Below are 9,910 nucleotides of genomic sequence, written 5' to 3' on the forward strand. Positions count from 1 at the left end.
TCCTGGGCATCGCCACCACCAAAGGCCCAATCTCCTACGATATGTTGATCGCGCCGGAAGCAAAGGGATAAGCCTTTAAGGTGGATCTCCGCTATTTTGGGCGCCCATTATCAGTTGATAGAAGGAGGGGCTTGATAACCCCCTACTCCCACTCAATCGTTCCCGGGGGCTTGCTGGTCACGTCATAGACCACGCGGTTGACGCCCTTGACCTCGTTGATGATGCGGCTCGCCACACGGCCCAGGAAGGTGTGGTCGAAGGGGAAGTAGTCCGCCGTCATGCCGTCGGTCGCGGTCACGGCGCGCAGGGCCAGGACAAAATCGTGGGTGCGGCCGTCGCCCATCACGCCGACACTGCGCACCGGCAGCAGCACGGCGAAGGCCTGCCAGATGGCGTCGTACAGGCCGGCGCGCGCGATCTCCTCCAGATAGATCACGTCGGCCTTGCGCAAAATCGCCAGCTTCTCGCGCGTCACCGGCTGGTCCGGCAGGCGGATGGCCAGCCCCGGCCCGGGGAAGGGGTGGCGGCCGACCATGGCCTCGGGCAGCCCCAGTTCGCGGCCCAGGTCGCGCACCTCGTCCTTGAACAGCTCGCGCAGGGGCTCGACCAGCTTCATGTTCATGCGCTCGGGCAGGCCGCCCACGTTGTGGTGGGACTTGATGGTGACCGAGGGGCCGCCGTGGAACGACACGCTCTCGATCACGTCGGGATAGAGCGTGCCCTGGGCCAGGAAGTCGGCGCCGCCGATCTTCTTCGCCTCGTCCTCGAACACATCGATGAACAGCTTGCCGATGGTCTTGCGCTTGACCTCGGGGTCGGTCACGCCGTCCAGCGCGTCCAGGAACAGGTCGTCGGCGTGGCGCACCACGAGGCGGATGTTGAAGCGGTCGCGGAACACGGCCTCGACCTGCTCGCTCTCGCCCTGGCGCATCAGGCCGTGGTCCACGTACACGCAGATGAGCTGCTCGCCGATGGCCTCGTGGACCAGGGCGGCGGTCACCGCGCTGTCCACGCCGCCCGACAGGCCGCACAGCACCCGGCCCGAGCCCACCTGCGCGCGGATGCGCTCGATCGCCTGATCCTTGAACGCGGCCATGGTCCAGTCGCCGGAGCAGCCGCACACCCCGTGGGTGAAGGCGCGCAGCAGGGCGGCGCCCTCGGGTGTGTGGACGACCTCCGGGTGGAACTGCACCCCATAGAAATGCCGCGCATCGTCGGCGATGGCGGCGAAGGGCGCGCCGTCGCTGGTGCCCACCACGCGGAAGCCGGGCCCCAGGTGGTCCACGCGGTCGCCGTGGCTCATCCACACCTGATGGCGCTCGGCGATCTGCCAGACGCCATCGAACAGGGCGCAGGTGTCCTTGACATCCAGGAAGGCGCGGCCGAACTCGCGGTGGTCCGAGGTGGTCACGCGCCCGCCCAGTTGCTCCACCATGGTCTGCTGGCCGTAGCAGATGCCGAGCACCGGCAGCCCCATGGAGAACAGCTCCTGCGGCGCGCGCGGCGTACCCATGGCGGTGACCGAGGCCGGTCCGCCGGACAGGATCACGCCCTTGGCCCCGAACGCCCGGATGTCGCGCCCGCTGACGCTGTTGAACGGGTGGATCTCGCAATACACCCCGGATTCGCGCACGCGGCGGGCGATGAGCTGGGTGACCTGGCTGCCGAAATCGATGATGAGGATGCGGTCCATGGACGGGCGGGCTCCGGCGGAAGAGACACGGACGGGATACGGACGGGATTGGGGCGATCTATAGCAGGGCCGGTTGCCCCGGGGCACCCGCAAATGTCCCCATCCCGCGCGGGTTGGGGGACTTGACCCCGATCCGAATCGGGTTCATGTCATGGGCGCCCAATAATCGGGGCACCCGCGCGCGGGCAGACCCCGGTCCGGGTGCGGCGCAACCCAATCAGGAGCAGGCATGGCCAAGGAAGACGCCATCGAGTTCAACGGCACCGTCACGGAGCTTTTGCCCAACGCGATGTTCCGCGTGAAGCTGGACAACGACCACGAGGTGCTCGCCCATACCAGCGGCAAGATGCGCAAGAACCGCATCCGCGTGCTGGCCGGCGACCGGGTCAACGTGGAAATGACCCCGTATGACCTGACCAAGGGTCGCATCACCTTCCGCTACAAGTAGGCGGCCCGATGACGGGCGACGCCCCGCCGGGCGCCCCCGACGCCCCGCGCCCGCCGCTGGTGCTGGCCTCCGCCTCGCCGCGCCGCCTGGACCTGCTGGCGCGCCTCGGCGTGACGCCGGACCGGGTGGATCCGGCCGACCTCGACGAATCCCCGCTGCCCCGCGAACTGCCGCGCGATCATGCCCGCCGCCTGGCCCGCGACAAGGCCCGGGCCGTGGCCGCGCGCCATCCCGGGTCGTTCGTGCTGGCCGCCGACACGGTGGTTGCGCGCGGCCGCCGCATCCTGCCCAAGGCGGAGGACGCCGCGACCGCGCGGCGCTGCCTGTCCCTGCTGGCCGGCGAGTCGCACCGGGTGTGGGGCGGCGTGGCCCTGGTCGCGCCCGATGGCGATCTGTCCGAACGCGTGGTCGAGACCCGCGTGGTCCTGAAGCGGCTGGATGCGGGCGAGCTGGCGGCCTACCTGGACAGCGGCGAGTGGCACGGCAAGGCCGGCGGCTATGCCATCCAGGGCCGGGCCGAAGCGTTCGTGCGCCAGCTCGTGGGTTCCCACTCCAACGTGATCGGCCTGCCGCTGTACGAAACCCGGGCGCTGCTGCGCGGCCGGGGTTATCCCGCGCCGTGACCTCGGGCGATGCCATCGTGGCGGCCCTGGACGCATCGTCGGCGCTGGTGGTCTCGGTCTCCCCCGGCGAGACCCGGGCGGCGCGCCTGGACTTCGGTTGCCTCACCGCCATCGTGCATCACCGGCCCTGGGCGGCCGCGCCCGGCGCGGTGCTGCTGGGCCGCGTGCGCGCGCGCCTGCCCGACGGCGCGGCGTTCGTGGACCTGGGGCCATGGGGCGACGGCTTCCTGGACGCGCGGGAGATGACCGGCCCGGCGGTGTCCGAGGGCCGCGCGGTGCTGGTGCAGGTGCGGCAGGCGGCCCGCACCGAACCCCACGGCGGCACCAAGGCCGCCCGGCTGACCCGCGCCGTGGCGCTCACCTCGCCCCGGCTGGCGCTGGGCGGCCGGCGGCCGGGCGCGGCGGTCTCGAAGCGCCTGACGGACGACGCCGAGCGCGGCCGCCTGCGCGCCTGGGCCAAGGGCGCGGCGGCCAAGGGGGAGTCGCTGGTGGTGCGCACCGGCGCGGCCGGGGCGGATCCGGCGGACCTGCACGGCGATCTGGCGCGGCTGCGCACGGCCTGGGCGGACCTGCACGGCGATCTGGCGCGGCTGCGCACGGCCTGGGCGGACCTGACCACGCAGACCGAAACCGCGACCCCGCCCGCCCTGGTCCGACCGGCCCCGCTCGACTGGGGCGCGCTGCTGGGACCGGACGACGAGATGCCGCCCTCGGTGGTGGTGCTGGACGACGCCCGCATGCGGCGGCCGCTGGCGGCGGATCTGGCGGCCTGGCTGGAGGCGCCGCCCGCGTGGCTCGCGCACACCGGCCCGGACGATCTGGTCGAGGCCACCGGCATCGCCGAAGCCCTGGACGCGGCGCTGGACCCGGTGGTGCCGCTGCCCTCCGGCGGGCGCATGGTGATCGAGCCCACGGCCGCCCTGGTCGCCGTGGACGTGGACGCCGGATCGGGCGACGCGCAGGCCGCCAACGCCATGGCCCTGGCCGGGCTGCCGGGCGAACTGCGCCGGCGCGGGCTGGCCGGGTCGATCCTGGTGGACCTGATCCCGGGCGGGCCGCGTCTGCCGACGGGCGACCGCACCGCGCTGGACGCGGCGCTGGCGGCCGATCCCTGGCCGGCGCGGCTGGCCGGGGTGTCGCGGCTGGGCCTGATCGAGATCACGCGGGAGCGGCGCGGCCCCACCCTGGCGGAGACCCTCACCGGACCCGAAGGCCGCGCCGTCGCGGCCCTGCGCGCGGCGGACCGGGCGGCGCGGGTGACCCCGCCGCCGGCCCGCCTTCAGCTCGATGGGGACCCGGCGACGGCCGCCGTCTTGCGCGGTCCCCTGGCCGATGCGGTGCGCGACGTGGAGACCCGCCGCGCCGTGCGGCTGATCCTGCCGGGGTGACGCCGGGGATTGTCATCCCGCCCGTTCCCCTCTAGGACCAAAGGCAAGGCCCCGCACGCGGGCCGCCAAAGGAAACGGGGAGACGGGGCACGATGCTTCTGGAGATCGAGGGGCTGGCCAGTCATTACGGCCGCATCCAGGCGCTCGACGGGGTCAATCTGGCCATCGGCGAGGGCGAACTGGTCGCTCTGGTGGGCGCCAACGGCGCCGGCAAGACCACCCTGCTGCGCTGCGTGTCCGGCGTGCAGCCGGTCTCCGCCGGTCGCATCCTGTTCGATGGCGCGGACATCACCCGCGCGTCGTCGCACCGGCGCGTGGCGCTGGGCATCAGCCAGGTGCCGGAAGGCCGCCAGATGTTCGGCCCGCTGTCGGTGGAGGACAATCTCCGCCTCGGCGCGTTCCGCCGCAAGGGGCCCAATATCGCCGACGACCTGGAGCGCATGTACGTGCGCTTCCCCATCCTGAAGGAAAAGCGGCACCTGCCCGCCGGGACGCTCTCGGGGGGGCAGCAACAGATGCTGGCGATCTGCCGGGCGCTGATGTCCCACCCCCGCCTGCTGCTGCTGGACGAGCCGTCGATGGGCCTCGCGCCGCTGCTGGTCAGCGAGATTTTCGACACCATCAAGCTGCTGAAGGAGCAGAAGACCACCCTGTTCCTGGTGGAGCAGAACGCCCACGCCGCGCTGGGCGTCGCCGACCGGGGCTATGTGCTGGAAACGGGCGCCATGGTGCTGACCGACACCGGCCCGGCCCTGCTGACCAACGACCGGGTCCGCGAGGCGTATCTGGGGATTTAGGGCGCGGCTGGACCTGCTGGACAACGCGCCCGGCCTGCGCGTGGAACTGGTGTTCCCGGAAAAGGCCGCGCGCCGGACGCCGGCGGAGGGCGAAGCCCCGGCGGCGGGGCAGGACCCGCACAGGACACGTCGGCGGACCGACCTCAGCGTTCGACACAGGTCCGCGCAACCCAGGCACGGAACGCCTCTTCCTCCAGCCGCCCGGCGGCGAGGTCCATCATGACCGCCGTCGCCTCCCGCTCGGTGGCATCGAGATCGTACCCGTTGAGGATCAGCGTCACGCCCAGGGCCACAAAGGCGATCCGCTTATTGCCATCCAGAAACGGGTGGTTCCGGCTCAGACTGACGCACAGGGCGGCAGCCACGTCGATGACGGAAACGGTGTCACCCCCGTAGGCGATCACCTGTAGCGGCCGGGCCATGGCCCGTTCCAAGGCGCCCCGATCCCGCAGCCCCGGCTGCCCGCCGAAGGTCTCGATCAGGTCCCGGTGCAGCGCCTCGATCGCCTCAATCGGCGGCAGGACCGGCGCGATCATGGCGCTCAATCACTGGGCAAGATCGCGCAGGGTGCGGGGATAGCGCTGGATGAAGGCGCGCCCGGCCTCCATGGTGTCCGAGCACGCGTCGGCGGCCTTGGCGATTTCGATGCGGCCATCGCGGGCGGTCACGGTCACGGTATCGCCCCGGTCCATGGACGCCGCCGACAGCACATCAGGCGGAATGGTGACGCCCGTCGCGTTGCCGACCTCGGTCAGGCGTTGGGTTCGCATGGCGCACCTCCCTGCAGATCCTGGACTCCGTCACGTGCTGGGTCAGCATGGAATATCGTGGGTTCTTCCGTCAAGGCGAGGGCAGCAGGGCGCCGCCGGTTGGGTGCGCATCGCAGGCGCTCCCCAAAATGCCCGCTCCCTGCGTTGTCCGCGCGGCGCTGTCGGGGTATGCCCACCGGCGTTCCCCCTGCCAACACCGGAGAGCCCGGCCATGACGACCCACCCCCCTGAGGCGCGCGAAACGCTGGTGGTCAACGTGTTCGGCGGGCCGGGCGTCGGCAAGTCCACCTTCGCCGCCGCCCTGTTCGCGGCCCTGAAGCGGCGGCACATCTGCGTAGACTTGGTGACCGAGGTGCCGAAGGACCGCATCTGGGAAGGCCGCCCGCACGCCATCCACAACAAGGTCACCATCCTGGGTGACCAGTGGGGCCGGATCGAAACCCGGCTGGGCAAGGTGGACGTGGTGGTGTGCGACGGGCCGGTGCTGCTGGCGAGCGTGTACGCGTCACCGGACGACCCGCCATGTTTTCACGATCTGGTGCGCTGGTGCCATGCGCGGCCGCGCCGCCTCGACCTGCGGCTGGAGCGACCGCCGGGGACATACGATGCCTATGGTCGCCTGGAATCGTGGGAGGAAGCGCTGGCGGCCGACCGCCGGGTCCGGGATCTGCTGGCCGACATCGGCGACGACGGCGTGTGGACGGTCACCGACCGCGACGGCGACCTGCCCCGGATCGTCGAGGCCGTGCTGGAGCGGACGGCGGCCCCCGCCTGATCTTGGGGCCGGGGGCCGGCCGGTGTACGCCGTCAGTGCTTCAGGATCTGGCTCAGGAACAGGCGGGTGCGGTCGCTCTTGGGGTTGGTGAAGAACTCCGACGGCGGCGCCTGCTCGACCACCTGGCCGCTGTCCATGAACACCACCCGATCGGCGACGGTCTTGGCGAAGCCCATCTCGTGGGTCACGCACACCATGGTCATGCCGGATTCGGCGAGCTGGACCATCACGTCCAGCACCTCCTTGATCATCTCGGGATCGAGGGCCGAGGTGGGCTCGTCGAACAGCATCAGCTTGGGGTTCATGCACAGCGCGCGGGCGATGGCCACGCGCTGCTGCTGACCGCCCGACAACTGGCCGGGGTACTTCAGGGCCTGCTCGGGGATCTTGACGCGCTCCAGCAGGGCCATGGCCCGTTCCTCGGCCTGCCGGCGCGGCTCCTTGCGGACCCAGATCGGCGACAGCACGCAGTTTTCCAGCACGGTCAGGTGCGGGAACAGGTTGAAGTGCTGGAACACCATGCCGACCTCGCGCCGGATCATGTCGATCTTCTTGACGTCCTCGGTCAACTCGATGCCGTCCACCACGATGGAGCCCGCCTGGTGCTCCTCCAGCCGGTTCACGCAGCGGATCATAGTGGACTTGCCCGACCCGGAGGGGCCGCAGACCACGATCCGCTCGCCCTTGTGGACGGTCAGGTTGATGTCCCGCAGCACGTGGAAGCTGCCGAACCACTTGTTCATGTCGGTGATCTGGATCATCGCCTCGGCGCCGACATGGTGGTCCACGGGATGGCCATCCACCAGACCGTTGGGGTCCTGCATGGAGATGATGTCGGTCATGGGCGTCGGTCCTTGGTGACGGAACGGGAGAAGGCGGCGGCGGGTTTCGGCATCGTCATCGGCATCGTCATCGTCATCGCTTGTGCCCCGTGTGCAGCTTGCGCTCCAGGCCCTGGCTGTACTGGGACATGCCGAAGCAGAAGACCCAGAAGCAGAAGGCGGCGAACACGTAGCCCTCGACGGCCACCCGGCCCCAGGCGGGATCGACGATGGAGGCCTGGACGGCGCCCAGGATGTCGAACAGCCCGATGATGAGCACCAGGGTGGTGTCCTTGAACAGGGCGATGAAGGTGTTGACGATGCCGGGGATCACCATCTTCAGCGCCTGCGGCAGGATGATGAGCCCGGTCGCCCGCCAGTAGCCCAGGCCGAGCGCGGCGGCGGCCTCGTACTGGCCTTTGGGGATGCCCTGCAGGCCGCCGCGGATGACCTCGGCCATGTAGGCCGACTGGAACATGACGATGCCGATCAGGGCGCGCAGCAGCTTGTCGAAGTTCACGCCCTCGGGCAGGAACAGCGGCAGCATGACCGAGGCCATGAACAGCACCGAGATCAGCGGCACGCCGCGCCACAGCTCGATGAACATCACGCAGATGGTGCGGATGATCGGCATGTGGGAGCGCCGGCCCAGCGCCAGCAGGATGCCGATGGGCAGGGCGGCGACGATGCCCACATAGGACAGCACGAGGGTCAGCATCAGGCCGCCCCACTTGCCGGTCTCGACGGCGGGCAGGCCGAACACGCCGCCCAGCAGCAGCACCGCCGTGATGAGCGGGTACAGCGTCAGGCCGAAGATGCCCAGCCACTTGCGCACCACGGCCGGGGTGCCGGGCAGGAACTGCGGCACCAGGAACGCGGCCAGCATCAGGAACATGATGTTGACGCGCCAGCGTTCCGGGTCCGGGTAAAAGCCGTAGATGAAGAACTGGAAGCGCGCGCCGACGAACACCCAGCACGCGCCGTCGCTGGTGCAGTCGTCGGACGACGAGCCGAAGAAGTCCGCCGAGACCAGCGCCCAGTCGATCAGCGGCGGCACGATCAGCCAGATCAGATAGAGGCCGATCGCGGTCAGCAGCACATTCAGCGGCGAGGACACCAGGTTCTCGCGCACCCAGCGCACGGGGCCCACCGCCGACGAGGGCGGCGGACGCGGCGGAATGGGACGGAAGCTGTCGGCCGGCGCGCCGCCGGTGGGGGTCATCTCCGCCATGGCCTAGCGCTCCTTCAGGGCCATGGCCCGGTTGTAGAGGTTCATGAGCAGCGAGATGGACAGGCTGATGGTGAGATAGACCGCCATGGTCATGGCCACGATCTCCACCGCCTGGCCGGTCTGGTTCAGGGTCGTGCCCATGAACACGGCCACCAGATCGGGATAGCCGATGGCGGTGGCCAGCGAGGAGTTCTTGGTCAGGTTCAGGTACTGGCTGGTCAGGGGCGGGATGATGACCCGCATCGCCTGCGGGATGACGATCAGGCGCAGCGCGGTCCCCCGACGCAGGCCCAGCGCCATGGAGGCCTCGGTCTGGCCATGGCTGACCGACTGGATGCCGGAGCGCACGATCTCGGCGATGAAGCTGGCGGTGTAGAGCGTCAGGGCCAGCCACAGCGCGATGAACTCGGGGATCAGGCGCACGCCGCCCTTGAAGTTGAAGCCCTCCAGCGCCGGCAGATCCCACAGCAGGGGCGCGCCGATGAGCCAGAACACGATGACGGGCAGGCCGATCACCAGGGCGAACGCGGTCGGCCAGGCCGGGAAGCGCTGCCCGGTGGCGTCCTGGCGTTTCTTGGCCCAGCGGATCAGCACCACGGACCCGACGACGGCCGCCACGAACGTCGCCACGACGAACCAGAACGAGGGCTCCACATCGGGCGACGCCATGTACAGGCCGCGGTTGTTCATGAAGGCGTTGAACGGGAACTCAAGGCTCTGCTTCGGCCCGGGCAGGGCGCGCAGCACCGCGAAGTACCAGAAGAAGATCTGCAGCAGCAGCGGGATGTTGCGCGTGATCTCGACGTAGACCAGCGCCATCTTGGCGATCAGCCAGTTGCTGGACAGCCGCGCCACACCGACGATGAAGCCCAGGAGGGTCGCGAACAGAATGCCGAGACTGGAGACGAGCAGCGTATTCAGGATGCCGACAATGAACGTGCGGCCGTAGGTGTTGCTCTCGTCGTAGGGGACCAGCGAGAACAGGATGCCGAACCCGGCCGTGTTGTCCAGAAAGCCGAAGCCGGTGGTGATGCCGCGGCTTTCCATGTTGGTCAGGGTGTTCTGGAAGATGGTCCAGAAGAACCACAGCACGAGCACCAGGGCGACCGCCTGGAACGTCACCGCGCGCACGCGCGGATTGTTCCAGGGAGCGACGCTTTTCGGGGCGGCCGGTTCGGCCATGGACGGCACCTCCTCGCGAGAGTGACGGCGGTCGGTGGAAAGACCGGGGCCCGGGGACCGGGCCCCGCGGCGGCGGCCCCGATCCCCGGTCCGGCGGGGGGCGGGTTAGCGGACCGGCGGGGCGTACTGGATGCCGCCGTTGGTCCACAGGGCGTTCAGGCCACGGGCGATCTCAAGCGGGG

The 9,910-nt window shown here is 70.1% G+C and carries 11 protein-coding genes; 5 read left to right on the plus strand and 6 right to left on the minus strand.

Features of this window, described 5'->3' with window-relative positions:
- Positions 1–142: 142 nt before the first annotated feature.
- Entirely contained in the window at positions 143–1,693 is a 1,551-nt protein-coding gene (guaA, locus tag GHC57_RS17870) for a glutamine-hydrolyzing GMP synthase (RefSeq protein ID WP_153346810.1), read from the minus strand.
- A gap of 229 nt (positions 1,694–1,922) precedes the next feature.
- Here guaA and infA point away from each other — a divergent pair, with 229 nt between their 5' ends.
- The 4 genes from infA (at position 1,923) to GHC57_RS17890 (ending at position 4,949) form a co-directional block, all read left to right on the plus strand.
- On the plus strand, positions 1,923–2,141 hold the full coding sequence (infA, locus tag GHC57_RS17875) for a translation initiation factor IF-1 (protein ID WP_092785396.1): 219 nt from the start codon (positions 1,923–1,925) through the stop codon (positions 2,139–2,141).
- Positions 2,142–2,149: 8 nt separating this feature from the next.
- Positions 2,150–2,764: a Maf family protein gene (locus tag GHC57_RS17880; protein WP_153346812.1), complete on the plus strand. Its 615-nt coding sequence runs from the start codon at positions 2,150–2,152 to the stop codon at positions 2,762–2,764.
- Positions 2,761–4,152 (plus strand): ribonuclease E/G, encoded by a 1,392-nt coding sequence (locus GHC57_RS17885; protein ID WP_153346813.1) that lies wholly within the window; start codon positions 2,761–2,763, stop codon positions 4,150–4,152. Before GHC57_RS17880 ends, GHC57_RS17885 begins: the two co-directional genes overlap by 4 nt.
- 92 nt (positions 4,153–4,244) lie before the next feature.
- Positions 4,245–4,949: an ABC transporter ATP-binding protein gene (locus GHC57_RS17890; protein ID WP_153346815.1), complete on the plus strand. Its 705-nt coding sequence runs from the start codon at positions 4,245–4,247 to the stop codon at positions 4,947–4,949.
- A gap of 143 nt (positions 4,950–5,092) precedes the next feature.
- Here GHC57_RS17890 and GHC57_RS17895 read toward each other — a convergent pair whose 3' ends face one another.
- Complete coding sequence (locus tag GHC57_RS17895) at positions 5,093–5,485, minus strand: type II toxin-antitoxin system death-on-curing family toxin (RefSeq protein ID WP_153346817.1); 393 nt, start codon at positions 5,483–5,485, stop codon at positions 5,093–5,095.
- 9 nt (positions 5,486–5,494) lie between these two features.
- Positions 5,495–5,719 carry an AbrB/MazE/SpoVT family DNA-binding domain-containing protein gene (locus GHC57_RS17900; protein ID WP_153346819.1) on the minus strand — a complete coding sequence of 75 codons (225 nt, stop codon included), beginning with the start codon at positions 5,717–5,719 and terminating at the stop codon, positions 5,495–5,497.
- A 211-nt stretch (positions 5,720–5,930) separates the two neighbouring features.
- On the opposite strand from GHC57_RS17900, the gene GHC57_RS17905 reads away from it, so the two are divergent.
- A complete protein-coding gene (locus GHC57_RS17905; protein ID WP_170294959.1) occupies positions 5,931–6,494 on the plus strand; it encodes an AAA family ATPase in 564 nt (187 codons plus the stop codon).
- A gap of 32 nt (positions 6,495–6,526) precedes the next feature.
- Here GHC57_RS17905 and GHC57_RS17910 read toward each other — a convergent pair whose 3' ends face one another.
- From GHC57_RS17910 to GHC57_RS17920, 3 genes are all read right to left on the minus strand, one after another.
- Positions 6,527–7,255 (minus strand): amino acid ABC transporter ATP-binding protein, encoded by a 729-nt coding sequence (locus GHC57_RS17910; protein WP_170294960.1) that lies wholly within the window; start codon positions 7,253–7,255, stop codon positions 6,527–6,529.
- Positions 7,256–7,409: 154 nt separating this feature from the next.
- The gene (locus GHC57_RS17915; protein ID WP_343031209.1) at positions 7,410–8,546 is read right to left on the minus strand and encodes an amino acid ABC transporter permease; all 1,137 of its coding nucleotides are present in this window, start codon (positions 8,544–8,546) and stop codon (positions 7,410–7,412) included.
- A 3-nt stretch (positions 8,547–8,549) separates the two neighbouring features.
- The gene (locus GHC57_RS17920; RefSeq protein WP_153346823.1) at positions 8,550–9,728 is read right to left on the minus strand and encodes an amino acid ABC transporter permease; all 1,179 of its coding nucleotides are present in this window, start codon (positions 9,726–9,728) and stop codon (positions 8,550–8,552) included.
- Positions 9,729–9,910: the final 182 nt, after the last annotated feature.

The sequence above is a fragment of the Roseospira navarrensis genome, assembly GCF_009601025.1.
GTDB lineage: Bacteria > Pseudomonadota > Alphaproteobacteria > Rhodospirillales > Rhodospirillaceae > Rhodospira > Rhodospira navarrensis.

Excerpts from the sequence above, each read along its gene's own strand:
- GHC57_RS17915 (WP_343031209.1), bottom strand. The coding sequence starts at position 8,546 with ATGGCGGAGATGACCCCCACCGGCGGCGCGCCGGCCGACAGCTTCCGT.
- infA (WP_092785396.1), top strand. The coding sequence starts at position 1,923 with ATGGCCAAGGAAGACGCCATCGAGTTCAACGGCACCGTCACGGAGCTT.
- GHC57_RS17900 (WP_153346819.1), bottom strand. The coding sequence starts at position 5,719 with ATGCGAACCCAACGCCTGACCGAGGTCGGCAACGCGACGGGCGTCACC.
- GHC57_RS17910 (WP_170294960.1), bottom strand. The coding sequence starts at position 7,255 with ATGATCCAGATCACCGACATGAACAAGTGGTTCGGCAGCTTCCACGTG.
- GHC57_RS17905 (WP_170294959.1), top strand. The coding sequence starts at position 5,931 with ATGACGACCCACCCCCCTGAGGCGCGCGAAACGCTGGTGGTCAACGTG.
- GHC57_RS17920 (WP_153346823.1), bottom strand. The coding sequence starts at position 9,728 with ATGGCCGAACCGGCCGCCCCGAAAAGCGTCGCTCCCTGGAACAATCCG.
- GHC57_RS17890 (WP_153346815.1), top strand. The coding sequence starts at position 4,245 with ATGCTTCTGGAGATCGAGGGGCTGGCCAGTCATTACGGCCGCATCCAG.
- guaA (WP_153346810.1), bottom strand. The coding sequence starts at position 1,693 with ATGGACCGCATCCTCATCATCGATTTCGGCAGCCAGGTCACCCAGCTC.
- GHC57_RS17880 (WP_153346812.1), top strand. The coding sequence starts at position 2,150 with ATGACGGGCGACGCCCCGCCGGGCGCCCCCGACGCCCCGCGCCCGCCG.
- GHC57_RS17895 (WP_153346817.1), bottom strand. The coding sequence starts at position 5,485 with ATGATCGCGCCGGTCCTGCCGCCGATTGAGGCGATCGAGGCGCTGCAC.